Raw genomic sequence first — 25,108 nt, forward strand, 5'->3', positions numbered from 1 at the left:
GCGTGACCCGGATGAGTGACAAAGACCCAAAGGAAAGAAGGAAAACGAGCTTGACCCAAACACCCAATTAGAGAAGCCGACGTTCAATGACCAGTATCCGTACTTGTCTTTTCGGTCGCGGGACGCTTGTTCGCAGCGTTGCTTGGCCTCGTGAAGTTTAGCCGCAGGATCAGAGATAATTTTTTGTCCATGTCACCTTCAGGCTGATCCACCAAAAAGGGTCGCCAGGCTATTGTCGCGTAAAGAGCAAAGCCCCTGCGCGTTGACCTTCAGATGCCTTTTCAAATGAAATTTTCTGTTCACCATCCCGATAGTGCAGCGAAATATCTGCTCTGTACTGCCCCCCCCCCGTTGCCGACCTTCGAGACAGTCGCTGAAGCTAGTTTGCGTCCGCCTCCTCGACCCAGGGCGCAATGTAAAACGGCGGCACGGCTGTTGCTTTGACGCAGGAATCGTCCAGCTCCCGCGTCGGATCGTTGACGAAAGCGGCGGTCATGTCGCCGACGCAATTGACATAGGCGAGCGCGCCGTGGCCAGCTTCGGCAATTAAGAAGTGCTGAGCCTTGGTCAGTCCGCGGGTTGCTTCCTCGGCCCAGCTTGCCGCCGTCTGCGTGTCCCAGCCCGAACCGATGGAGACCGTCGGGATATCGCTTTCGACGACCTCGTGCCAATTGTCCCGCTCAACATGCTCGAAGGCCTCACAGACCATGAAAACACCCATCCCGGCATCGTTGAAATAAGACGAAACGTCGTAGGGTTGTTCAGCAGTGACCTTCTGGTAGCCCTCGTACGTGTTGTAGGGCATGTCCTCCTGGCATGCGTAGAGCATCAGATCGATCCAGTTTTCCTGGAAATCGAGCGTGCGGGACCGGACTATCGTTGCCGCATAGTCAAAGATCGCCGCGACCTCGTCTTCCGTCATGGCCGCGAGAAGGGCGAGAAGACGGGACAGGTGCGGGCCATCGAAATGCGTCTGGACGAAATCCGAGAGGAGGTCGCGCGTGGGCTCACCGAGGCGCAGAGCGGCGTAGTCCTGCAGCGCTGCGCGTGCCGCGTCACTTGTCGTGATCGTTTCCGGAAGGGCCGCCGACAGTTCCGCGTCGAACAGGCCGGGCATGGGGCCAAGCGCGCGGTCGCGGTGGAGCTGTCGGCGCAGGTCGGCCACGGCGACGCCAAGCGCGTCGGTGGCGTTGCCGATGATTTCCGCATCCCCCAGGGCGAGCCTCAGCAATTGCGCCTGCTGCTCGGTGAGGTCGTCCTTGCGCGCCGCCATCACGGCGGCGGCATCGGTTGGCGGCACGGACCACTCCCATTCGTTGACCACCATGTCGATGGTCGGTCCGTCTTCGCCGCGCGCGAGCTCGTAGATCATCGCCGGGATGTAGGGCGTGAGCGAGCCAAGGTGATGACGGTTGTTCCGTTCGGTGAAGAAACTGATGACGACCTGTGGTGGGATCTGCTCTCCTTCGAACGTGATCTCTCCCGCTGTCGACCGCGTGATCACGTCCTTGAGCACCGTGCCAAGATCGGGGTAGGCCGCGTTGCAGGCGGGCTCTGCCGCGCAGTCCTGCACCAGCCGCTCCATCGATTCCGACAGCGGCACGGCGAGCGTTTCATAGAGATGGACCCAGGGCGGTGCGACACCGTCGATCACGACCGAGCGGATGCCCTCTGGCGCCGACCGCATCGTCTCAAGCGTCAGTTTCGTGCCATAGGAAATTCCGTAGAGATTCCATTCGTCATAGCCGAGCGCAGTGAGGATGGTCGGCACGTCAAGCGCGTTCTGCCGCGTGTTGTAGGCCGTCAGGTCGGTGCCGCCGGCCCCGATCTCTGCAATGCAGTCGCGCAGGAATTGCGCCACGACCGGATTGCCGTTTTCGTTGGCCTCAAACGGCATGGAGCCTTCGACAGCGATATCCGCGATATTCGACGTGATCTCGTCATAGCAGGACACGCTGCCCGATGAGATCCCCGCCGCACGTTGATCGAAGATGATCACGTCGCGCGTGGCGCGGAACGGTGCAAAGGCTTCGGCCATGAAGGTAAGCCCGTGATCGAGATTGCCGATCCCGGGGCCGCCGTGCAGGTAGACCAGGGGATCATCCGCGGGATAGGTCGTCTCGGCGCGCAGGATCGCGAAGGCGAGGTCCACCGTCTGGCCGTTGTCGGGCGCATCATGGTTCTCCGGCACCGTGACCGTGCCGCAGATGATCGTCTCGCCGACGATCTCGGGCGTGGCCAGCGGTCCAAAGCAGTTGGTCACCTCCAGCGGCGCGCCTTCCCCTTGCGCGAGACGCGCTTCGAAATAGGCCCCGTCCGGTTCCGGCGCGGTCAGCGCCAGCAGCATCGCGAAGATTTCTTCCATGTGGTGTTCTCCTTGAACAAAGCTGCCTGGCGCGAACTGTAGAAAATGCCGGTGTTGCCATCCGAGCAGAAATGATCATTTTTCACGTGGTCAACCGCAGATTGGAAAACCGCATCGCATGCGCGGCCCTTGTCGGAGGTCGCCAGGATCGCACTTGCCGGTGCTCCGGCAGACCCGCAGGCGACCTGCGCCAGTGCTGCGCCCGGCAAAGGAACGGCAACCACTGCGGCGAAATCAGCATCCGCGACGCAGTCGTGCGCGTGCTCTCCATCACTGGCCTTCCTCGTCGCCAAAGACGAGCTCGTAGGCCACATCGAAGGGCACGCGGTAATAATCGTCATCCGAGCAGCTGAAATCCGGCACAGACATTGGATCGTCGAGGAATGCCGCCGCGATAGCCCCGGCGCAGCCATCGGGGCTGCGCGAGGCGATCACGTGACCTTCTGACGGCCAGACATGCAGGATGCTGTTGGGCAGTGTTTCGGCCACAAGCGGGCCTTGGGTCACCGGGGTTTGGCTGTCCATACCTTGAGAAAAGATCAGTACAGGGGCATCGCTTTCTACCGGCGCGGTGATTTCAGCTTGAGAGAAGGGTGAGGGAAGCAATCCACAAGCCGCATACATGACCCTGTAGGTTTCGACAGGTTGCACTCCGATGCCAGGGTATGGGGTCTGCGCGACGAATTCCTCCGCCACCTCGGGCGGGAAAAAGCCCACATCTTCCGCGCAATTGACCGCGTTCAGCATCCCCATGGCCACTCCGGGCACGCCGGTCCGCTCGCCGCCGCCGCTCATCCGTTCAGCAATGTCCTGGATGGACCAGAAGGTCTCACGCACCTGTTGCCGGTCCATTGCGTTGGCCAATGCATTGGCGGTTGCGGCGGTGTCCGAGCTCAGATGCCTGTCGGCAAAATCGACAAGCGCCGAGGCGCCGGTTGGCTGCAGAGGAACGAGGCTGAGTTCCACGAGATCACGTATGATGCCTGCTTGCGTCTCTCCCTCGAGAAGGCGCGCATTCATCTCGCCAATCACGGCTCCAAGCCAGTCAGTGCTGAACGAACCGCCATCGGCTGCAAGTGATGCTTCCGCCAATTGCAAGATCAGATTTATGGAGGGCGCGATCAGGCTGTCGTCGGGGGTGAACACATCGGCCGCATCGGGAGATGCGTTGACCTGCAGCTGATCCGGCAGGGTTCCGCGCCCCATGATATCGCGCAGGTATTCCGTGTTGCGGTCCTCCAGCGCTTGGATAAGCATCGGCACAAAGGCCGCCGCCCCGCCGCGTCCGGCCCCGTTGTTGAACACGCCCAGCCGGTTGAAAAACGACACGTCGATACGGTCGACCGCGACAAATCCGCCGTTGCGGAAGAAATCGCTGCCGACAAGCGGCGGGTCGAGCACAAGCGGAGCGGTTGAGAGATCCTCCAGTACGGCGATGAAGCGGGCACGCAAGTCGGGAAATCGTTCGTTGCAGAAAGCGTCGCCTGCGCAAAGTTCGAAGATCGTATCGAACTGAGTTCCGAGTTTCGTTGACGTATGGGCGTTCCCGGGTTCGGACACCGACACGGTCCCGTCCATGATCGCGGCACGTACGCGTTGCGGGGTGGTCCTGAGCGTGTGCTGTGCCAGCCGCGTACCGTAACTCGTGCCGTAGACGTTGTAACTGCCGCCATAGCCCATTGCGTCGGCCATTATGGCGATGTCCTTTGCGCTGGCGACGGAGTTGTATTGCCCGAGGTCGACGCCGACGCGCGCGTAGCTCATCCCGCAGACGGCAACAATGAAGGACATGGCGCCACGGCCTTCCACAATCTCTTCCAGATCGGCGATATTCACCTCGTCGAAATTCTCGCCCACGACCCCGATGCCGGCAAAGAACGGCCCGCAGGCCAGGATCTGCGAATGCCCGGTGCCGCGTTGGTCAAAAGTGATCACATCCCGCCGCTGGCGCATCGCCTGCATATTCTGAAAAAGGGTCGGGTTCGACGCGAACTCGTGCAGACCAGAAGAACCCGGCCCGCCAGCGAGGTAGAAGACGGGATCGGGTCGCGGCGACAGCGTGGTGGCGCGGAGCCGCATTGCGGCGATCTCGAGCGTCCGCCCACCATCGGCCTCGTGGTTCTCTGGCACGGCGACGATCCCGCAATCGTAGGTCTCCCCCTCGACCTCGCCTTCATGGGAGAGCGGTATGGGGCAAGGCGTCGGCTCGAAGACACCGACCTCTTGTGCATACGATGGGGCCGTGGCCAGGGCAGCCAGTATGGCAAGGATCGGGGCCGCCCTGCGTGCCAGTGAGATACTTGTCATGTCTCAGCTCCCTGCCTGCTCATGTTCAGAAGGTGATCGTGCCCGACCCTATCTGGAGCCCGCCATAAGTGGCGCTGACCGGTGTGCCATCGCTGCCGTAGCGGACTGTGGCGTTGCCGCCAGCGCCGCTGGTGCAGGCGAGCTGCTGAAGTTCAGTTCCGTTCGGGCGTGGTGCGCGGTAGACGGCGGAGCAGAAACCGCCCGTCGTGGAGACGCCCAGGGCGTAGTTGCCGTCATCCCGAAGCCGGATCGTGCCGGACGTCGTCCCGCCCGTACTGTTGGCGCCCGTGCCGACGGACGTACCGTCGCTTTCGCAACCACCAAGCAGCAGGGCCACGGGAAGGGCAGATATCTTGATCAGTTTCATTCGTTCTTCTCCTTGTCGCGTGGAAGGGTGACCAATCAAAGCGCTTCAGGTCCAGCGCGATACATGACACCCGTTCGAATGTGCGGATGCCCCAGAGCCTCGACAGATGAAGGTGCAGTTGCGAGACCGGATCCGAAACACACATTGGCAAGCACATACGTCATGGCTGTCATTCCTCTGCATGTCGGACCAATACCCTAGAGGCCCTGTTCCAGGCGGTAAGCGGCCACAGCCTCTGCCGCGCGGACCGATTGCGCCGGGGAGCATGATGATCCTGCGGTGATGAGTTTTCCCGCGGGATTGAAAAGCAGCCCGCAGCCGGACGCGAAGCCGACCTCAAACTCCCCTGTCGATCGGCGAAAAAGCTCGGGCACGTCTGCAACGGGTTGGGTCGGCCTCTGTTGCGGCGATTGCGCCGTATTCGGCGCCGCGCCCTCTGCGATAAAGCGGGCGCTGACCCAGCCGCGCAGGCGCCCATCGGCGCTTTCGATTTGGCACCAGCGCGCCTGACCCTGGCCTTGGCAGCCGAGGTTACGCAACTGTGCGCCATTTTCGATTTGCCCCAGGATCGCATTTTCCGTTGATGGACCCGCGCGGACGTTCAGCTTGTCACCCGCGGATACACCTCGCACGACGTACCAGTCCGGCCCACCGGCATTGCCATCTGCAAAGTCCGGTTGCTTTGTCGAGGCCGAGGCCACCGCTCCCGTGATCGCAATGTCGAGTGTGAAGTTTGCGGTTTCGTTGCGCCGCGCAGCATTGCGCATGAGGAACACCTGCACCCGATACTCGCCCGAGCGCGGCAGAACGCCGTTGAAATGGTCCCCTTTGCTTGAACCGACAAATATGGCGGTATCGGCTCCGGGTGGCCAAACGTTGAAGTAATTCGATGGGTTCGAGGTGCTCAGGTCGATGCGCATTTGCTGACCGCCACTGGCACTCAGGAAATATTCCACGGAGTCGTAGCCGACGATCGTGTCGCTGTAGCTTGCTCCGGACGTTCCGGCTGCAAAGCTGACGTCCACCCGGCGGACCTGGTCCTGCGCGCGCGCGGCCGAACCGAAGATTACCCCCCCAGCGAGACTGATCGCCGTGATTGCCCAGATTAGATTTCGCATCTTCGCCTCCTCTTGCTTTAACGCCTCGCCATTGAACCAGGCAGGGCGGGTGCAAGCATCGCGTTCCTCCGGAAAGTGTTGGAACAATCCCGCTCATGGTTCGCAGCAGCTCAACCAGTGACCCACGACTGCACTTTAACAATTGTTTAGGTTGTGTATATCCGTATTGCGAGGCAGATTATCCGGAATGCGGCCGCATTAGATATTCTGGTGCTGTGTCACGCTCTCATCCAATTAAAGTGCAGAAGCGTTCCGTTCGTGGTATTTGTCCATATCGCGCAGGAACGTCTTACGGAGGCCTTGGGACGCTTGCATAAGGAAACAGGCATCAGATATTCTGCGGCGGAATGGACAAGTGTCCATCCGCGCGACGACGGTTATCGACAGCTTTTGGTAAGCGATCCGATCGACTTCGCGCTCGTGCCGGACACTGTTGCGAAGCTTTCGGTCGTCACCGCTATTCTGCCCGTCTCTGGGGCCCGGCTTCATCACATCACGTCAAGCGGGCACATGATCGAGGCCGAGGATACAACCAGCCTGTCCATCATGATGCCAATCGTCGGCGCACTGAAGGTGGAATCCGGAAACGCCGATTTCAGGCTGGTTGCGGGTGAAAGTCTGACCCTGCGACCGTCGCGCCGCCGAACGCAGGTTGCCGGATCGGGTGGCGAGCCATTCGAGGCCATCATGTTCAAGGTTCCGGCAAACGTATTCGAGACTATGGATGGCCAGACCTTTCCCCGCCGGGGCAGCGATTTCGCAGCCGTCGAAGACACCTCGAAGGCGACCGGCCCCTTGCGTGACTTCTTGCGCTATCTTGTATGTGACCTCGCATCGCCGGACTCCCTCCTGAACAACCGCTCGGCTGGAGCAACGGCCGAAGCTCTTCTATGGGAGCACTTCCGCGCTTTCTTGGCCAGGACCGACACGACAATCCCATCGTCAGTTCAATCCTCGCCATCTTCAATGCGCATGGTGTGGGCGGCGATCGATTTCATGCGGGCTCACTATGCCGACGCGATCACTGTCTCTGACATTGCCGCAGCGGTCAGCACAGGCCCACGAAACCTTCAGGACGCGTTCCGGAGTTGTGGCAACCGGTCACCAATTGCCATGTTGAGTTCGATCCGGATGGAGAACGTGCGGCTCGATCTGATGACATCAGACCCATCGCTTTCGGTTACCCACATCGCGATGAACTGCGGTTTCACGCATATGGGACGCTTTGCAAAGGCCTACCGAGACATATATGGCGAGGCACCTTCACAGACCTTGCGAAAGCGATGACGATACCGGATTGGCCATGCTCCGAAGGCCCTGCATTATAGACGGTGGAACAGGGTGATGACGAACGGCGTCTGGCAAGCCCTCAAACACAGCCACAGCACAGGCGCCGACGCGGAGCAGAACACTTCTGGATTGAAGAAGAAATCAACCAAGCAGTCCTTAGATTAACGATTGGAATGTCGGTTTGACCTTCCCTGCAAACAAGCAACCGCAAAGATTGCTTCATCATTTCCAAACGGCCGGTTTGGCAAAGCCGCATCCGGTCGACAAGTTTTTGGAAATTCTGGCCGAAGGCATTGCCGAGCACAACGCCCGCGAGGGGCGCCTCTCGCCTACCACCCCTCGCTGCTGCCCGCCTAACCCGGCCGCCACGCAATCCGCGATTGTCTGGTTGATGACCAGCGCATGACCGGGGGCACGGTCTATTGGCTGACCGATCAGGTTGACGGCGGGCCGGTGGTTATCGCGGATGGGCAGAGGCTTCAGCGGCGCATCCAGATCCTACCAGCTGAGACGGCCCTGCAGCTTTGGAACCGGGCCTTGGCTCCGCTGGGAGCCGATCTGTTGCTAGTGGGGGCGCGGCTGCAGATATGATATCAAATCTGAAACCATCGTAATGTATCTTGTAAAGCTACCAAGGGACGCAGAACCACTTGAAAGCCTCATCGTCATTCCTTGTGCTCCTTTTTTGGATCAGCAGTTGGTTTCCAATATCGGCAGATAAGTGGGCCATATTTGTTGTTGTTGGCTGCATCCTCGGACTGATTACTACTCACCTAGTTCAAAAGCGACTTGGAGAACTTGTTTGGCCAGAAAAAGCGACTTCGGCGCTGGCCTTCGCACTTCTGATCGGCGGCCTGCTCCTGGCGTTGAGGGCATGGATAAAAAGCGCGTCTGTGGACGGAGGGATCACGCTCTTCTTTGTCTTGGGGTTCGCAGGCTATCTCTTTATGATCATTGGTGTTTTAATCCCCAGACAAACCATAGGTAGGTATTATCGTATCGGATTTGTAGTTCTTTTTCTTATCACTATCTGGTCTTGGACCTCAGCGATCAGCATGTATACGCATCGCGGGATAAATAGTTATACTAACGATGCCTGTATTCTTGTTCCCAAACCCAATGAGTACGACAGACAACTCAGCTCTATATGGGAAATGCGCCTCCCTCAAATTGCGTCGAGAACAACCTCTCCGAACGGGAGGTATATTTGGTCGTACCATGCCATCCTCGTCGCGAACATTGACGGGCGAACAGAACACTACAACTGGTCAAGAAAATGGATGAGATTCGAAATTCTTGACGCTGTGCGCAATCCTTATCTTCCGACAATATGCCCATAGGTCTGGTCAGGTCTGGGCTCAAAGCCGACCTCGGATGCGTCGCGACACTATGTGATATGATGTCTTGTCAACGTCGGGTTGTCGATATGGGAGGGCGTGGTGGATCGGAGGATCCGTCATGCAAACACCAAACCTACCCGCCATCCGCGCACTGCGCCCGGCCTGGAACAAAGGCCGGATCGTCGGCCAGAAAAGACCGCTCAAGCCCAAACACGTCTGGGCGATCAGGGTGCGTCTGGAACTGGCCGAGAATCATCGTGATCTGGCCCTCTTCAATCTTGCCATCGACAGCAAGCTGCGCGGCTGCGATCTCGTGAAGATGAAGGTGGTCGATGTCATGGCGTCAGGCCAAATCAAGGAACGCGCGTCGGTTCTTCAGAGCAAGACCCAAAAACCCGTGCGCTTCGAAATCGCTGAAGGCACCCGCGCATCGCTGGCAAGGTGGATGCGGGAGCCGCTGATGATCGGATCCGAATACCTCTGGCCTGGGCGATTTCACGAGCGGCTTCACATCTCGACCCGCCAGTATGCGCGTATTGTCCGTGAGTGGGTTACATCTATCGGTCTGGAGGCCGACGCCTATGGCACGCACTCAATGCGGCGAACGAAGGTGACCCAAATCTACAAGAAGACGGGAAACCTTCGGGCGGTCCAACTATTGTTGGGCCATACCAAGATGGACAGCACTGTCAGATACCTCGGCGTTGAGCTTGAGGATGCACTGGCTATCGCCGAATCCATCGAAATCTAAAGGCATGGGCCGTCTTCACGGACGGCCCAGAACGGACCTTGAGTAGAGTTGTCAAATGCTGCGCGCGGCCCGTCAAAGTGGGCATTCTCTGCACATACTAAATTAGATGCGCACCGAGGTTCACGCTACCTAAAGTAGTCATTGACTTCAAACGGCTAAGACAGGCATCCCTCATGGGAGTTTATCAGTGGAAATCCAACAAATGTTCGAACGCGCTAAACCTCTTGCCGCCGCTATTTGGAAACGGTTCCGTGGTTATCCACTCTTCGTACAGCTTGTCTTAGTCGTACCAATTTTATGCGCCATCGCGCTTACGCTGTTGGTCGGAAACATGGGACTAGCGTTGATGGGCACAGCTGTAGCCATAAATTCAGTTATAGCAGGTTGGATCGGTGGCGTTCTCGTTCTTGTCATGGGCAAGGCTGGCATCATTGTCGCCAAAGATCACAAAAAGAAAAGCTAACTCTTCTATGCTGTGGAACAGCGGCCCAGAACGGCCCTCCACGATAGTTGTCAGCTCTGCGCCGCAGCGTCCCCATGCCAGCCATCCGCTGCAGGGGTAATACCATCACCATATTGAAGGTTGGCAGCGCGGAAAGTCCAAGTGTGAATCCTAGAAGGATCCAGCGGCTCCTTTCGATCCTGACAACGCTATATGAACTTTGCAGGCAGCGATCTGCGTTCGACGCATGGCAGCTTAAATCGATTGTGAAACGTCTAACCGGCACACCTTCGACACCGGCTTGTGGATGGAGAAGCGGATTTCACGCCAGAGAAGATCCGTGATCCGAATCTCAGTTCTCGGCCCCGGACAATCAGGATCAGTGCAGATCGTTTCGCGCACAGAAATCAGGACAGACCCGCCAGACCCGAAGTACTCCCGTACCAGTCGCTTTACTCGCTGCGTGTGCCAAAATACTTGGATCGCCTGTGTAGGATTGTGATCTTTCATCGCTGAATGAAACCCGGCAGGAGCACGTTCGGTGCAATGATTGTAAGCTGAGGGCACCCCGCCTCTGGGGATGGCACCTCGGTGCGTGTTATATCTCTCTCGCCCATCACTTAGTTTGCTGGAGGATAGCACAAGAGACGACAGGCCCAGCCGCTTGTGAAAGCATGGACCTGCTGCCTCCAAGTGACATCATAGTTTGGTCGGGTTCGGCGCATCGCCATAGACGGCAACCGGATCGAAGGTTTTGATCTTTTCCATGAAGGTTAGCGGCGCTCCGGCCTGCGCACCATGCGGCACAATGCGGTAGAAACAGGACCGATAGCCCACGTGGCAGGACGCGCCGGAGCCGGTCACATCGACACGCAGCCACAGGGCGTCCTGATCGTCGTCAATCCGCGCTTCGACCACGGTCTGAATCAGGCCAGAGGTCGCCCCCTTGTGCCACAGCACCTGCCGGGCGCGGCTGAAATAATGCGCCTCGCCCGTTTGGATGGTCAGACGAAAGGCTTCGGCATTCATCCAGCCCAGCATCAGCACCTCGCCCGTGGTTGCATCCGTGGTGATACAAGGCATCAGACCATCCTCGCCGAATTTGGGCGCAAGGTCGGTGCTTTCCTCGACCTGTTCCACGGTGGTGCGGGGCTGGAAGTACAGTTGTGTCATATCGCCTTCTCCGGCTCCTTGTAAAACGTTTCGTTATAACGTAACAAGTTTGAACGAAAGGCAACACACTGTAAAGGGGCCAGCGTCGTGATGACCGAGCAGGACAAACGCATTCCCGTGACCTTGCTGACCGGGTTTCTGGGGGCCGGGAAAACCACGCTGCTAAACCATCTGATCCGCGACCCAAACGCGGGGCGGATTGCCGTCATCATGAATGAATTCGGCGATATCGGTCTGGACCACGACCTGATCGAAGAAGCCACCGAAGAGACCATCCTGCTGCCATCGGGCTGCCTGTGCTGTGCGATCCTGGGGGATCTGGCCAAGACGTTCGAGGGCCTGATCGCAAAGCGGGACGCGGGTCAGGTGCAATTTGACCGGGTGGTGATTGAAACCAGCGGCATCGCCGATCCGGCACCGATCGTGCATACGCTGACGACCGATTACCAGATTGCACAGGCCTTCCGGCTGGATGGGGTGGTGACCCTGGTGGATGCGGCGACGGGCATGGAAACGCTCGATCGGCAGTTCGAGGCAGTGCAGCAGGTCGCCATGGCCGATACGCTGGTCCTGTCGAAAACCGATCTGACCGACGGGTTTGACCTGTCCCGGCTTGAAAAACGCCTGGACGGTCTGAACGCCACCGGCACGCGCATCCGGGCCGACCGTGGGCGCGTGCCGGTGGGCGCGTTGTTTGGCCTTTCCGCCCTGCGCGAAGGCGTGGCCGCGCCGGATGTGGAACGCTGGCTGGGTTTGTCGCAAGAGATGGCACAGCCCGATCCGCTGGCCGGGGTCTCCGGCTTTGCCGCCGCGACGACGCCCCCGGCACCACTGGTCTTCAGCCCATCAGCGCCCGCCACACCTGACCATCGGATCACCTCCGCCTCGATTGCAGTGACCGATCCCATTGCCGCAAATGTCTTTGATTTCTGGCTGGACTCGCTGATTGCGCTCAAGGGGCAGAACATCCTGCGCATGAAGGGCATCCTGCACGTCGAGGGTCTGCAATACCCGTTTGTCTTTCACGGGGTGCAACATATTTTTGACGCCCCTGTGCCGCTCAAAAGCTGGTCGGGCACGGATACCACAAGCCGGGTCGTTGTCATCGCGCGCGACATGGAAGAGGCCGACCTCAAGGCCAGCCTCGACATGCTCCTGATGAAACCAAAGGCCGAGGCCGCACCGCCGGATCTGCCCGGCGGGATGATGGTCGACACCCTAGAGTTGCCGTTCTGAGCCATGCCGGTCTGTTGCTCCTGCACCCGCGACGCCGCCCCGTCGCATCCGTCGCGCGGCCCGTTGGCGCGACTTGTGATCTGGCTGATGATCCTCCCCGTGCGCGGCTATCGGCTGCTGCTCTCGCCCTGGCTGGGACATGCCTGCCGCTTTCAACCCACCTGCTCTGCCTATGCGATCGAGGCGCTCGACATCCATGGCCCGTGGCGCGGGGCATGGCTTGTGCTCCGGCGTCTCGCCCGTTGCAATCCTTGGGGAGGATCCGGCTATGACCCGGTGCCTCCCCTCCCTGACAGAAAGACCCCGAAATGATCCATATCCGCTTGCCCGATGGCGCAACCCGCGCGCTTGAGCCTGCCAGCACCGCCGCCGATCTCGCCGCCGCCATCAGCCCGAGCCTTGTCAAGCGCACGGTCGCTGCGGTTGTTGACGGAACGGTCACGGATCTGTCCCGCCCCCTGCCCGACGGCGCCGTGGTGGAGCTGGTGACGCGGGATGACCCGCGGGCGCTGGCGCTGATCCGCCACGACCTCGCGCATGTGTTGGCCGAAGCGGTTCAGGCGCTGTGGCCCGGCACCAGGACCGCCATCGGACCGGCCATCGAACACGGGTTCTACTATGATTTCGAACGGGACACGCCGTTCACCCCCGAGGATCTTCCGGTGATCGAGAAAAAGATGCGCCAGATCATCGCCGCCAGAACCCCCTTCACCCGCGAGGAATGGACCCGCGAAGAGGCCCGCCAGCATTTTGAGGCCGCAGGCGAAGGATACAAACTGGCGCTGCTTGATGCGATCCCCGAGGGCGAGACCGTCACGATCTATCGCCAGGGGGAATGGCTCGACCTCTGCCGGGGGCCGCATATGCGCAGCACCGCTGATGCCGACAGCGCGTTCAAACTGACCCGCGTGGCGGGCGCCTATTGGCGTGGGGACAGCAACAACCCGATGCTCAGCCGCATCTATGGGGTCGCTTTTGCCGACAAAGCCGCACTCGATGCGCATACGTCCATGATGGCCGAGGCCGAAAAACGCGATCACCGCCGACTGGGGCGCGAGATGAACCTGTTTCACTTTGAGGAAGTCGCGCCCGGGTCTGTCTTTTGGCACGCAAAGGGCTGGCGCCTGTTCCAGACGCTGATCGGCTACACGCGCGAGCGTCAGGAAGAGGCGGGCTATATCGAGGTCAACTCCCCCGACATCATGGACCGCGCCCTGTGGGAGACCTCGGGCCATTGGCAGAACTACCGCCAGAACATGTTCCTCGCCAAGACCGAGGACGACCGCGACTACGCGCTGAAACCGATGAACTGCCCCGGCCATATGCTGATCTACGGGCAAGGCACCAAGAGCTATCGCGACCTGCCGCTGAAGATCGCCGAATTTGGCGAGGTGCATCGCTACGAGCCATCCGGCGCATTGCACGGGCTTTTGCGCGTGCGCAGCTTCACCCAGGATGACGCCCATATCTATTGCACGCCGGAGCAGCTGACCGAGGAATGCCTGAAGGTCAACGATCTGGTGATGTCGATCTATCGCGACTTCGGCTTTGACGATGTGCGCATCAAGCTCTCGACCCGCCCGAAGAACCGTATCGGCAGTGACGAAAGCTGGGACCGCTCCGAGGATGCGCTGCGTCAGGCGCTGGATCAGGCCGGTCATCCCTATACGATCTTTGAAGGCGAAGGCGCGTTCTACGGGCCAAAGCTCGAATATGTCCTGCGCGACGCCATCGGGCGGGACTGGCAATGCGGCACGCTTCAGGTGGATTTCAATCTGCCGGAACGGTTCGGCACCACCTATGTAGCCCCGTCAGGCGACAAGCTGGCACCGGTCATGCTGCACCGCGCGCTGTTTGGATCGCTGGAGCGGTTCACCGGCATTCTGATTGAACACCACGCCGGGCATTTGCCGCTGTGGCTGGCGCCGGTGCAGGCGGTTGTCGCCACGGTGACCGGAGCCGCCGATGACTGGGCCACCGAGGTTGCACAGGCACTGAAGGCGGCGGGGCTGCGGGTCGAGACCGATCTGCGCAATGAGAAGATCGGCTACAAGGTGCGCGAACACGCGCTGCAAAAGATCCCCGTCCAGATCGCGCTCGGCGGGCGCGAGGCAGACGCGCGCAGCGTGACGATCCGGCGCCACGGAACCGACAAGACCGAGACCCTGCCCCTGGAAGAGGCGGTCCGACTGCTGGTGACAGAGGCGCGTTCTCCCAGCGGCGCATAAGGCCCCGTCGCCCACTCTGCCATAGGGGGCTGACCGCCCCCCCCCCTTGTGACCCCAACAAACAAAAGGATTTTTCCTTGCAGATCACCGAAAAAGACATCCAGAACGCCCTGACCATCTGGGGGAATGGAAAAATCGCCATCTCGAAGGCCTTTGAGAACGGCGGTATCGAGGCTGCCCGCGCGGTCGCCGCTACCAATATCGACACTTACTACGGCTACACCCTCGGGCCTGTCTTGTTCAAACCGACCATGGCCAGCGGCGCGCAGACCTTTCGTCCGACCAAAGCCGGGGCCTTGGCCTATTTCTGCGGCCATTCCGATGAATACCCCCTCGACAACGGTTTTGCGATCATGGGCTGGCGCGCCATGGAGAGCATCCCTTCGGCCCACTTCATCCAGGGAGATGTCGCGATGTGGATGGGCTGGGTCAAGCTCACCAACAAGGACGGGTCCGTCACCACGGTGGACAAGAGCTTTGGCTACACGAAGGATGAAACAGGCACCCTGCGCATCGTCCTTCATCATTCGTCCCTGCCCTACCAGCCCTGAAATCAATGCCTGAAACAGGAGTTCGCCAGATGATCCTCGACACGCCCCCCGCGCTCGACGACTGTACGACATCGGTCACCGCACCAAGCGGCCTGACGGCCATTCACCAGCCCGCCTGCGCGGCGACGATCTGGAAGCGCGATCCGCTGCCACGATTCCAGAGCTGGATCGATGCGTTGCCGCCCGAACAATTGCCAAAGACGCGGCTGATCCTGCGGCCGGATGCGGTCTGTGACGCGCTCATCAATATTGCCAATCAATGCGGTACGCCGACATGTGAGGAGCGCAACATGTTGATCGAAGATGCCTCTGCACTGGCGTCCATTTTTGCGAATGTCATGGACAGTGCCTACGTCAGGATGCGCTTGGACGTCGTCGATACCAATGCGTGTCGCAAGTTTCATATCGATGCCGTGAAGGCCCGTCTGGTCTGCACCTATCGCGGAACCGGCACGCAGTATGGCCTGTCCGAAAATGGCCACGACCCCGCGCAGATCCTGACCGTCCCAACGGGCGCGCCGATCATTCTGCGCGGCACGCGGTGGCCGGAAACTCCGGTCTCGGGGCTGCTGCACCGCTCGCCGCCCATCGCGGGCACCGGTGAAACACGGCTGCTGCTGGTGCTCGACCCGATCAATGATCCGGCAGAGGAAGCGGCGGCGGCCTACAAGCACTGACCGCAACGCGCCCCAGGTGTTCGCACTGCGGGGCGCTACTCAGGCTGTGTGCCAGAGGTCGCAAACCGCGCCCGGTAGTCGCGCGGCGACAGGGAAAAGCGGCGGCGAAAGGCCTTGCGCATTTGCTCGTCCGACTGAAACCCGGCGCGGTAGGCCAGGGTCTTTAATGGCAGGTCCGTATCGAGCAGCAACGCCTTGGCCCGATCACATCGCAGGGCTTCGAGCATGGTCATCGGGGCGACTGCAAACTCGGCCGTGAACGCGCGGGTCAGGCTGCGCACGCTCATCCCATGCGCGGCGGCGATATCGCTCAGGCTCAGCGGTTGATCCAGCCGGTCGCTCATCCAGGTGAGCACCTTGGTCATGCTGGTTGCGCCCGCCATCTGCCCCGTCAGCAAGGTGCTGAATTGTGATTGCCCGCCGGGGCGTTTGAGGTACATCACCATGTCGCGCGCCACCCCGAGCGCAATGTCACGACCGTAATCCTGTTCGACAAAGGCCAGCGTCAGGTCGATCGCCGCCGTGACCCCCGCAGAGGTCCAGAAACGGCCCGCCTGTACAAAGATCGCATCGGCATCCACATCAATCTCCGGGTAGCGCTGGCGCAGCCGTTCGACGTAATTCCAATGTGTTGCCGCGCGCTGACCCTCCAGAAGACCAGCCTCCGCCAGAAAATACGACCCCGTACAAAGCGCGGCACAGCGCCGAACCCTCGGTCCGTTCTCGCGACACCAGTCCACCAGCGCGTGTTGTCCACCGAGCAACTCTTCGATCCGGGCAGCGCCAGCGATCAGGACCGTATCCGGCGCGCCAAAATCCTCTAGGGCGACCGTTGCCTCGAGCGACATTGCCGTATCCGAGGGGACATGACCGACCTCGGGAGCTGCGATGGTGACGTCATACCCCCCGGCGTGCCCCGCCTCGGCCAGATGTCGCGTGGCATAACCCAGAACACTGAGCGGCCCCGTCGCCTCCAGTGTCTTGAAGCCCGGGTAGATCACCAAAGCAACTGGCCGCCGTTGATCCATTCTTGATGCAAGATGCTGATATGCAGACATGTCTGATCCCCATTGTGGCCAATACGGCCCGTTGATTGGCCAGATCTGAGGGATCGAACGCCTCGCCCCTGCAATGTGATAGTGTATCATCAGGCAACCACTCCATAACAGAGAGAAATGCCATGAAAACCCGTGCCGCCATCGCTTGGGAACCCAACCGTCCGCTTGAAATCGAAGAGATTGATCTCGATGGGCCAAAAGAGGGCGAGGTGCTTATCCGTATCGTCACAACCAGCCTGTGCCATACCGATATGTTCACCTTGTCCGGCGCTGATCCCGAAGGCCTGTTCCCGGCTGTTCTGGGCCATGAGGCCGTCGGCATCGTCGAGGAACTGGGCAAGGGCGTAACCTCGCTGACGCCCGGCGACCATGTCATCCCACTTTATACGCCCGAGGATCCGAACTGCCCCTATATCAAGTCGGGCAAGACCAACCTCTGCCAGACCATCCGAAAGACCCAAGGCCAGGGCGTGATGCCCGACGGCACCTCGCGGTTCAGCTACAAAGGCAAGATGATCCATCACTATATGGGCACATCCACCTTCAGCGAATACACGGTTCTCCCTGAAATCGCGGTGGCAAAGATCTCAAAGGAGGCCCCGCTGGCCAAAGCTTCCGTTATGGGCTGCGCCATTCCCACCGGCATGGGCGCGGTGCGCAACACGGCCAAGGTCGAACCTGGGGCAACGGTAGCGGTTTTTGGTCTCGGGGCGGTCGGTATGGCCGTCATCCAGGGCGCTAAAATGCAAGGCGCCTCCCGCATCATCGGCATCGACACCAACCCGAACAAGTTCGAACTGGCCCGCAGCCTCGGTGCGCATGATTGCATCAACCCGGCGGACTTCTCACTGCCCATTCAGGACGTGATCGTCGAGATGACGGGCGGCGGCGTCGATTACTCCTTTGAGTGCATCGGCAACGTCAATGTCATGCGCGCGGCCCTGGAGTGCTGCCACAAAGGCTGGGGCGAATGCACGGTCATCGGTGTCGCCGGTGCCGGTGACGAGATCGCCACGCGTCCGTTCCAGTTGGTGACCGGACGGGTCTGGCGCGGATCGGCCTTTGGTGGCGTGCTGGGGCGCAGCCAGCTACCGGGCATGGTGGATGAATGGCTGCGGGGGGATTTTGACGTCGATCCCTACATCACCCACAATATGACGCACGATCAGATCAACACGGCCTTTGACCTGTTACACGCAGGCAAGTCGATCCGGTCGGTGATCCATTTCCAGCCGTCGGACACCATGCTGGTAAACGACCTGCCCGGGATCTTCGTTCCAGCCTGACTGATACGGCAACAAGCGAAATGGCCCACAACGATGGTGGGCCATTTACATCTCGACATGTGCGGTCCTGCAGGCTGCGGCTGGGCTGATCTCGGCACCGCGTCAATCCCTTGGCTAGGGTGCGGTTGCAACTAAAATGAAGCTGGTATCTCGGCAGTCAGCCGGGGCGTTTAGTCGATCCCGAAAGATAGCCGTGTTTGCGCCGTCCAAGCCCTTGAGTGCGGCGCAGGTCATCGTCACCTGGGGGGCACCTCAGGCCGGATTACAGTCACATCCAGGCCCGTTGAAAGGGGGCTTTCAAACCACCTTTAACGCCCCACTTGAAACGGCCTTGCAAAGCCTCAAGCCAATGCGCTAGCGGGGCGCGCGGGGCTATCTGCTGCCCAAAATCATTTGCTGCAGATATCGGTGTCCCGCTACAACTACAACCACCCCCTATAATCTGTGTCCAAATTTGGAAACCGTAGCCACCACAGCGCACCCATGAAAACCTTTATATTTCAATGCAATAAAACAAACTAAAAAATTAGTTTGACAACTGTGACGCCAACATGAAAGCTAATTAGCAGTCAGATGCGAAAAAGCGTAGCTGGCCTTACAGACTTTTAGGGAGGGAAAAGATGCGCAGGTATCTTTTGTCCGCAGCAGCGGTATGCGCCGTGGCTGCGGGACAGGCGGTTTATGCCGATGAAGCAGCCGCACTTAAATGGATCGATGAGGAATTTCAGCCCTCGGTCCTGACCAAAGATGAACAGATGAGCGAGATGCAGTGGTTTATCACCGCCGCGGAGCCCTTCAAAGGGATGGAGATCAACGTGCTCTCCGAGGGCATCCCGACGCATTCTTACGAGTCGGAAGTTCTGACCAAGGCGTTTGAAGAAATCACCGGGATCAAGGTCAACCACCAGATCCTCGGCGAAGGCGAAGTGGTACAGGCGGTTCAGACCCAGATGCAGACACAGCGCAATCTGTATGATGCCTATGTCAATGACTCGGATCTGATCGGCACCCACTCGCGGCTGCAGCTGGCCCATAACCTGACGGATATGATGGCGGGCGATTTCAAGTCGGTGACCAACCCTGGCCTGGACCTTGACGATTTCATGGGGACCCAGTTCACCACCGGTCCCGATGGGGATCTGTATCAGCTGCCCGACCAGCAGTTTGCCAACCTCTACTGGTTCCGCAAAGACTGGTTTGACCGCGCCGATCTGCAAGAGGCCTTCAAGGCAAAATACGGCTATGATCTGGGTGTTCCGGTCAACTGGTCTGCCTATGAGGACATCGCCGAATTCTTTAGCGAAGACGTAAAGGAAATCGACGGCACAGCGATCTATGGCCATATGGATTACGGCAAACGTGCGCCTGACCTTGGCTGGCGTATGACCGATGCCTGGCTGTCGATGGCCGGTGCCGGTTCCAAGGGGGAACCAAACGGCGTGCCAATCGACGAATGGGGCATCCGCATGGAAGCCGGCACCTGTAACCCCGTTGGCGCATCTGTCACCCGTGGCGGTGCTGCAAACGGTCCGGCCGCTGTTTATGCGATCCGCAAATGGGACGAATGGCTGCGCAAATATGCGCCTCCCGGTGCCGCGTCATATGACTTCTACCAGTCGCTGCCAGCCTTGGCGCAGGGCAATGTTGCCCAGCAGATCTTTTGGTACACCGCCTTTACCGCCGATATGGTAAAGCCGCAGTCCGAAGGCAACAACACAGTGGACGAAGCTGGCAAGCCGCTGTGGCGGATGGCGCCAAGCCCACATGGCCCCTACTGGGAAGAAGGCCAGAAGGTTGGCTATCAGGACGTTGGCTCCTGGACTTTCCTCAAGTCGACGCCGCTGGAGCGGTCGCAGGCAGCCTGGCTTTATGCTCAGTTTGTTGTGTCCAAAACTGTCGACGTGAAGAAGTCCCATGTGGGTCTGACCTTCATTCGTGACAGCTCGGTCAACCACGAGAGCTTCTCGGAGCGGGCCGAAAACCTGGGCGGTCTGGTAGAATTCTACCGCTCGCCGGATCGTGTGGCCTGGTCGCCAACCGGCGTGAACGTGCCCGACTATCCAAAGCTGGCCCAGATCTGGTGGCAGCAGATCGGCGACGTGAACTCGGGGGCCTTTACCCCGCAGGAAGCGATGAACCGTCTGGCCGAAGAAATGGATATCACCATGGCCCGGATGCAGCGTGCAGACGAGCAGGCAGAAATCTACGGCGGCTGCGGCCCGCGTCTGAACGAGGAAAAAGACGCTGAGTGGTGGTATGCCAATGGCGGCGCCAAGCCACCACTGGAGAACGAAAAACCTGCAGGCCAGACCGTCAACTATGACGAACTGGTCGCCCGCTGGGCCTCGCAGTAACCGCTCCTCCCCGTCGGGCCTGACCCCTTCGGTCTCTGGCCCGACACTTTGCCCCGGAGCGTTGTTTTGCAATGCTTCGGGGCTCTTTCTCCCCCGCAAAATACAGACACGGCCCCAGTCAGCTTTTGCTGCATGGCCGGTTGCCGGAAAGTTAAATAACGATGGCACTTGAACTAAGAAACGTGACCAAGCGCGTTGGCGCGATCGAGCATATCAAGGACACCTCCCTGCTGCTGGAACCTGGTCACTTTAACGTCCTGTTGGGCGCCACCGGGTCGGGCAAGACCTCGCTGATCAAACTGATGGCCGGGCTGGACCCGATGGCCAGCGGTCAGGTGCTAATGGAGGGCGAGGATGTCTCGCGGCTCAGCACCCAGAAGCGCAACATCAGTCTGGTGCACCAGTTTTTCATCAACTACCCCCATATGACGGTCTACGAGAACATCGCCTCGCCGCTGAAAGTGGTCGGAATGGCAAAATCCGAGATCGAAGATCGCGTCGCGGAAGCGGCCAAAATCCTGCAACTGGAGCCAATGCTGCACCGCCGCCCGCACGAATTGTCCGGCGGCCAGCAACAGCGCTGTGCCCTGGCCCGCGCCATCGCCAAGGAAAGCCGCGCGGTGTTCCTGGATGAGCCGCTGGCCAACCTCGACTACAAGCTGCGCGAAGAGCTGCGCGACCAGCTGCCCGAGCTGTTTGCCGGACGCGGTGCCGTGGTGGTCTATGCCACATCGGAACCCGAAGAGGCGCTGCTGTTGGGCGGCAAAACCGCCCTGATGCGCGACGGGCGCGTCACCCAGTTTGGCCCTACGGCCGAAATCTACCGCGACCCCGGCAATCTGGATGCGGCGCGGGTGTTTTCGGACCCGCCGATCAATACCGCAACGGTGACCAAAGAAGGCACCACTGCCCGTTTGGGCGCCGATGTGCAGTGGCAGCTGGACGGCGCTGCTGCGGGTCTGCGCGATGGCAGCTATTCCATCGCCATCCGCCCCTATCACGTCCTGCCCAGCGCCAGCGAAAAGGCCTCTGTGCGCCTTGATGGCCGGGTACTGGTGACCGAGCTGTCAGGCTCGGAAAGTTCTGCGCATTTCGATCTTGGCCTTGGCGGCACCGCAGGCGGCGAGGCCCAGGCCAACTGGGTATCCCTCTCGGCGGGCGTCCACCCCTACAAGATTGGCGAAATGCATGATTTCTATATGGACCCTTCGGCGTGCTACTTCTTTGCACCCGATGGCTCCCGCGCAGCCTGAGGCTCAAGAATGGCAAAAATTACACTCTCAAAGCTGCGACACAGCTATATGCCCGCCCCCCAATCCCCGTCAGACTATGCGCTGAAAGAGATTGATCTGGACTGGAGCGACGGCGGCGCCTATGCGCTGCTTGGCCCATCCGGCTGCGGCAAATCCACCCTGCTCAACATCATTTCGGGGCTGCTGGTGCCCTCGGAGGGCCAGATCCTGTTTGATGGTCAGGACGTTACCGCCCTGCCGCCGGATCAGCGCAACATTGCCCAGGTGTTTCAGTTCCCGGTGATCTACGACACCATGACGGTCTACGACAATCTTGCCTTCCCGCTGCGCAATCGCGGCCGCGACGAGGCGACGGTAAAAACCCGCGTGATGGCGATTGCCGAAATGCTGGAGGTCACCGACATGCTCCAGACCCGCGCGGCGAACCTCAGCCCTGACAACAAGCAAAAGATCTCCATGGGGCGCGGATTGGTGCGCGAAGACGTCAATGTGGTGATGTTTGACGAACCCCTGACAGTGATCGACCCACATCTGAAATGGAAGCTGCGCTCAAAACTGAAAGAACTGCACCAGCGCGTCAAGGCCACGATGATCTACGTCACCCACGACCAGACAGAGGCGCTGACCTTTGCCGATCAGGTGGTGGTGATGCAGGACGGTGAAGTGGTGCAGATCGGCACGCCGGTCGAGCTGTTTGATCGCCCCGCCCATACATTTGTCGGCCATTTCATCGGCTCGCCGGGGATGAATATCCTGCCCTGCACCCTGCAGGCCGGCGCGGCCCGTTTTGCAGACCAGACCATTGCGCTGGAAGGACCAATCCGTGGCAAGCCCCAGGGCAAAACCGAAGTCGGCATCCGACCGGAATTTGTCTCGCTGGCTGACACCGGCCTGCCCGCAACGGTGACCAAAGTGTCCGATGTGGGACGCCACACGGTGGTGGAGTGCCAGGCCAGTGGCAGCCGCATCAACGCAGTGATCGAGGGCGCCGGCCCTGCAACCGGCACCCCGGTGCATCTTGATTTTCGCCGGGACCAAACCCGGCTTTATGTGGACGGCTGGCTGGCCAGCACCCCCGACACCCCCGACACCGCAGCGGAGGCGACACAATGAAAACCGAAAACCAAAAAGCCTGGTTCTTTGTGCTGCCCGTGCTGGTGCTGGTGGCCTTTAACGCGCTGATCCCGATGATGACCGTGGTGAATTACTCGGTGCAGGAAACCTTTGGCGACAATGTGTTTTTCTGGCAGGGCCTGGATTGGTTCGAACAAATCCTGCGCTCTGATCGCTTTCATGCTGCGCTGGGGCGGCAGTTCCTGTTTACCTTTCTGATCCTCATCATCGAGGTGCCGCTTGGCATTATCATCGCCCTGGCGATGCCGCGCAAAGGATTTTGGGTGCCGGTCTGTCTGGTCACCATGGCGCTGCCGATGCTGATCCCCTGGAACGTGGTTGGCGCGATGTGGAACATCTTTACCCTGCCCGACATTGGCCTCTTGGGCTATTTCCTCAACCATGTGCTGGGCGTCTCCTATGACATGACCCAGAATCCGCTGGCGGCCTGGGTGACCATTGTCACCATGGATGTCTGGCACTGGACATCATTGGTGGTGCTCTTGGCCTATGCTGGCCTGGTGTCGATCCCGGATGCCTATTACCAGGCGGCAAAAATCGACGGCGCCTCCAACTGGGCCGTGTTCCGGTTCATCCAGCTGCCCAAAATGAAAACCGTCCTCACCATCGCCATTCTATTGCGCTTTATGGACAGTTTCAACATCTACACCGAGCCATTTGTGCTCACCGGTGGTGGCCCTGGCAACTCCACCACGCTGTTGTCGATTGATCTGGTGAAAATCGCCCTGGGTCAGTTTGACCTTGGCCCCGCCGCCGCCATGTCGCTCATCTATTTCGCAATCACGCTTCTGGTCTCCTGGCTGTTTTACACGCTGATGACCAAAGACGACCTGAACTAAGGAGGGTTTGAGAGATGCAAAAACGATCCATCATCCCCATTGTCTATATTCTCTTCCTGATGCTGCCAATCTACTGGCTGGTCGCGATGAGCTTCAAGACCACCAATGAAATCCTCTCGGGCTTCTCGCTGTTCCCGCAGACCTTCACGCTGGAAAACTACGTCACCATCTTTACCGATCCGACCTGGTACTGGGGCTATATCAACTCGATCCTCTACGTCAGCATCAACACGGTGATCTCGGTCGCCGTGGCGCTGCCGGCCGCCTATGCGTTTTCGCGCTACCGCTTTCTGGGCGACAAACAGCTGTTCTTCTGGCTGCTGACCAACCGGATGGCGCCGGCTGCGGTCTTTGCCCTGCCCTTCTTTCAGCTCTACTCTGCGGTGGGGATCTTTGACACCCACCTGGCCGTGGCCCTGGCGCATTGCCTGTTCAACATCCCGCTGGCCGTCTGGATCTTGGAGGGCTTCATGGGCGGCATCCCCAAAGAGCTGGACGAGACCGCCTATGTAGACGGCTATTCCTTCCCGCAGTTCTTTGCCACCATCTTTATCCCCTCGATCAAGGCAGGCGTCGGCGTTGCCGCCTTCTTCTGCTTCATGTTCTCCTGGGTGGAGCTGCTCTTGGCCAAGACCCTGACAGCCGTGGCGGCAAAACCCATCGCCGCCACCATGACCAAAACCGCCTCAAGTGCCGGCTACGAGCTGGGCCTCTTGGCGGCAGCGGGCACATTGACAATCATTCCGGGGGCCATCGTGATCTGGTTCGTCCGCAACTATATCGCAAAAGGTTTTGCGATGGGGAGGGTATAATGCTTTCTTGGATGGCCTGGACCTGGCCGACAGCCCTGGTCTTTATCGGTATTTTCTCTGCCATTGGCGTGCTTGTCATGCTGGAAATTCGCAACCCCGGTGGGGATACACGCAAAGGTGTGTTGGGGCTCTCCACCACACGCGGTGACCGTTTGTTCATCACCCTTCTGGGCACCAGCTACATCTTCCTCGCCTGGCTTGGATTGTTCGGCATGCCGCTCTGGTACCCGCTGGGGCTTTCCATTCTCTGGGGCATCTTCACCTTCTGGAAGGTGTAACAGCGCCGCCTTGGAGTGGCGGGTCAAGGGGGACAAAGGCCCCGCGCCAGCGGCTTGCCCTTGACGCGTCTGCCTGAACAAAATTGCCGAGGGTCTGAATGGACAGTCCTGCCCATTCAGACCTTCTCAGCAAATCCTTACCAGCTTCCTCAGCCCCCTGGCCAGGGCCGGCATATCACCCCCGCCCCAGGCAGAAATAGGCGCGCGGAAGCGCTCATTGTGACATCCCTCGGCTCTGAACCAGCACGC

Annotated in this window: 23 protein-coding genes; 17 read left to right on the forward strand and 6 right to left on the reverse strand. The window is 59.8% G+C overall.

From position 1 onward, the window contains the following. Positions 1 to 379: 379 nt before the first annotated feature. The 4 genes from ACN0VH_RS12630 to ACN0VH_RS12645 all read right to left on the reverse strand — a co-directional run bounded on the left by ACN0VH_RS12630 (position 380) and on the right by ACN0VH_RS12645 (position 6,157). On the reverse strand, positions 380 to 2,365 hold the full coding sequence (locus tag ACN0VH_RS12630; RefSeq protein ID WP_417700786.1) for an alpha/beta fold hydrolase: 1,986 nt from the start codon (positions 2,363 to 2,365) through the stop codon (positions 380 to 382). A gap of 270 nt (positions 2,366 to 2,635) precedes the next feature. Continuing rightward, on the reverse strand, positions 2,636 to 4,672 hold the full coding sequence (locus tag ACN0VH_RS12635; RefSeq protein ID WP_417700787.1) for an alpha/beta fold hydrolase: 2,037 nt from the start codon (positions 4,670 to 4,672) through the stop codon (positions 2,636 to 2,638). A 25-nt stretch (positions 4,673 to 4,697) separates the two neighbouring features. Beyond that, positions 4,698 to 5,039: a hypothetical protein gene (locus ACN0VH_RS12640; RefSeq protein ID WP_417700788.1), complete on the reverse strand. Its 342-nt coding sequence runs from the start codon at positions 5,037 to 5,039 to the stop codon at positions 4,698 to 4,700. Between the two features lie 197 nt (positions 5,040 to 5,236). Continuing rightward, the gene (locus ACN0VH_RS12645) at positions 5,237 to 6,157 is read right to left on the reverse strand and encodes an SH3 domain-containing protein (RefSeq protein ID WP_417700789.1); all 921 of its coding nucleotides are present in this window, start codon (positions 6,155 to 6,157) and stop codon (positions 5,237 to 5,239) included. Positions 6,158 to 6,310: 153 nt separating this feature from the next. Between ACN0VH_RS12645 and ACN0VH_RS12650 the strand changes: the two genes are divergently transcribed. The 5 genes from ACN0VH_RS12650 to ACN0VH_RS12670 all read left to right on the forward strand — a co-directional run bounded on the left by ACN0VH_RS12650 (position 6,311) and on the right by ACN0VH_RS12670 (position 10,001). After that, the gene (locus ACN0VH_RS12650; RefSeq protein ID WP_417700790.1) at positions 6,311 to 7,444 is read left to right on the forward strand and encodes an AraC family transcriptional regulator; all 1,134 of its coding nucleotides are present in this window, start codon (positions 6,311 to 6,313) and stop codon (positions 7,442 to 7,444) included. 184 nt (positions 7,445 to 7,628) lie between these two features. Next, positions 7,629 to 7,853, forward strand: a complete 225-nt coding sequence (locus ACN0VH_RS12655) for a hypothetical protein (RefSeq protein WP_417700791.1) — start codon at positions 7,629 to 7,631, stop codon at positions 7,851 to 7,853. Then, the gene (locus tag ACN0VH_RS12660; protein ID WP_417700792.1) at positions 7,850 to 8,038 is read left to right on the forward strand and encodes a formyl transferase; all 189 of its coding nucleotides are present in this window, start codon (positions 7,850 to 7,852) and stop codon (positions 8,036 to 8,038) included. The genes ACN0VH_RS12655 and ACN0VH_RS12660 overlap by 4 nt, the downstream gene beginning before the upstream one ends. Before the next feature lie 867 nt (positions 8,039 to 8,905). Then, positions 8,906 to 9,538 (forward strand): tyrosine-type recombinase/integrase, encoded by a 633-nt coding sequence (locus ACN0VH_RS12665; protein WP_417700793.1) that lies wholly within the window; start codon positions 8,906 to 8,908, stop codon positions 9,536 to 9,538. Between the two features lie 187 nt (positions 9,539 to 9,725). After that, entirely contained in the window at positions 9,726 to 10,001 is a 276-nt protein-coding gene (locus ACN0VH_RS12670) for a hypothetical protein (protein ID WP_417700794.1), read from the forward strand. 678 nt (positions 10,002 to 10,679) lie between these two features. Here the strand turns inward: ACN0VH_RS12670 and hisI are convergent. Further along, positions 10,680 to 11,153, reverse strand: a complete 474-nt coding sequence (gene hisI, locus ACN0VH_RS12675; RefSeq protein WP_417700795.1) for a phosphoribosyl-AMP cyclohydrolase — start codon at positions 11,151 to 11,153, stop codon at positions 10,680 to 10,682. 90 nt (positions 11,154 to 11,243) lie between these two features. Here hisI and ACN0VH_RS12680 point away from each other — a divergent pair, with 90 nt between their 5' ends. The 5 genes from ACN0VH_RS12680 to ACN0VH_RS12700 all read left to right on the forward strand — a co-directional run bounded on the left by ACN0VH_RS12680 (position 11,244) and on the right by ACN0VH_RS12700 (position 15,845). After that, complete coding sequence (locus tag ACN0VH_RS12680; RefSeq protein WP_417700796.1) at positions 11,244 to 12,389, forward strand: CobW family GTP-binding protein; 1,146 nt, start codon at positions 11,244 to 11,246, stop codon at positions 12,387 to 12,389. An 87-nt stretch (positions 12,390 to 12,476) separates the two neighbouring features. Continuing rightward, entirely contained in the window at positions 12,477 to 12,701 is a 225-nt protein-coding gene (yidD, locus tag ACN0VH_RS12685) for a membrane protein insertion efficiency factor YidD (RefSeq protein ID WP_278923131.1), read from the forward strand. Beyond that, positions 12,698 to 14,617: a threonine--tRNA ligase gene (gene thrS / locus ACN0VH_RS12690; RefSeq protein WP_417700797.1), complete on the forward strand. Its 1,920-nt coding sequence runs from the start codon at positions 12,698 to 12,700 to the stop codon at positions 14,615 to 14,617. The genes yidD and thrS overlap by 4 nt, the downstream gene beginning before the upstream one ends. Positions 14,618 to 14,694: 77 nt before the next feature. Next, on the forward strand, positions 14,695 to 15,168 hold the full coding sequence (locus ACN0VH_RS12695) for a metal-independent carbonic anhydrase family protein (RefSeq protein WP_278922914.1): 474 nt from the start codon (positions 14,695 to 14,697) through the stop codon (positions 15,166 to 15,168). A gap of 29 nt (positions 15,169 to 15,197) precedes the next feature. Beyond that, positions 15,198 to 15,845 carry a DUF1826 domain-containing protein gene (locus ACN0VH_RS12700; protein ID WP_278922915.1) on the forward strand — a complete coding sequence of 216 codons (648 nt, stop codon included), beginning with the start codon at positions 15,198 to 15,200 and terminating at the stop codon, positions 15,843 to 15,845. Positions 15,846 to 15,880: 35 nt separating this feature from the next. Here ACN0VH_RS12700 and ACN0VH_RS12705 read toward each other — a convergent pair whose 3' ends face one another. Beyond that, positions 15,881 to 16,903: a GlxA family transcriptional regulator gene (locus ACN0VH_RS12705; protein WP_417700798.1), complete on the reverse strand. Its 1,023-nt coding sequence runs from the start codon at positions 16,901 to 16,903 to the stop codon at positions 15,881 to 15,883. 122 nt (positions 16,904 to 17,025) lie between these two features. Here ACN0VH_RS12705 and ACN0VH_RS12710 point away from each other — a divergent pair, with 122 nt between their 5' ends. The 7 genes from ACN0VH_RS12710 to ACN0VH_RS12740 all read left to right on the forward strand — a co-directional run bounded on the left by ACN0VH_RS12710 (position 17,026) and on the right by ACN0VH_RS12740 (position 24,859). Next, a complete protein-coding gene (locus ACN0VH_RS12710) occupies positions 17,026 to 18,189 on the forward strand; it encodes an S-(hydroxymethyl)glutathione dehydrogenase/class III alcohol dehydrogenase (RefSeq protein WP_417700799.1) in 1,164 nt (387 codons plus the stop codon). Between the two features lie 620 nt (positions 18,190 to 18,809). After that, a complete protein-coding gene (locus ACN0VH_RS12715) occupies positions 18,810 to 20,543 on the forward strand; it encodes an ABC transporter substrate-binding protein (RefSeq protein WP_278922918.1) in 1,734 nt (577 codons plus the stop codon). Between the two features lie 161 nt (positions 20,544 to 20,704). Next, positions 20,705 to 21,796, forward strand: a complete 1,092-nt coding sequence (locus ACN0VH_RS12720; protein WP_278922919.1) for an ABC transporter ATP-binding protein — start codon at positions 20,705 to 20,707, stop codon at positions 21,794 to 21,796. Between the two features lie 9 nt (positions 21,797 to 21,805). Continuing rightward, a complete protein-coding gene (locus ACN0VH_RS12725; RefSeq protein ID WP_278922920.1) occupies positions 21,806 to 22,909 on the forward strand; it encodes an ABC transporter ATP-binding protein in 1,104 nt (367 codons plus the stop codon). Then, on the forward strand, positions 22,906 to 23,769 hold the full coding sequence (locus tag ACN0VH_RS12730) for a carbohydrate ABC transporter permease (RefSeq protein WP_027239267.1): 864 nt from the start codon (positions 22,906 to 22,908) through the stop codon (positions 23,767 to 23,769). Before ACN0VH_RS12725 ends, ACN0VH_RS12730 begins: the two co-directional genes overlap by 4 nt. A gap of 14 nt (positions 23,770 to 23,783) precedes the next feature. After that, a complete protein-coding gene (locus ACN0VH_RS12735; protein WP_417700800.1) occupies positions 23,784 to 24,581 on the forward strand; it encodes a carbohydrate ABC transporter permease in 798 nt (265 codons plus the stop codon). Further along, positions 24,581 to 24,859: a DUF2160 domain-containing protein gene (locus tag ACN0VH_RS12740; protein WP_417700801.1), complete on the forward strand. Its 279-nt coding sequence runs from the start codon at positions 24,581 to 24,583 to the stop codon at positions 24,857 to 24,859. Before ACN0VH_RS12735 ends, ACN0VH_RS12740 begins: the two co-directional genes overlap by 1 nt. The last annotated feature ends 249 nt before the right edge of the window (positions 24,860 to 25,108 follow it).

Origin of the sequence: Pseudophaeobacter sp., assembly GCF_048267565.1 — a bacterium.
Lineage (GTDB): Bacteria > Pseudomonadota > Alphaproteobacteria > Rhodobacterales > Rhodobacteraceae > Pseudophaeobacter > Pseudophaeobacter profundi.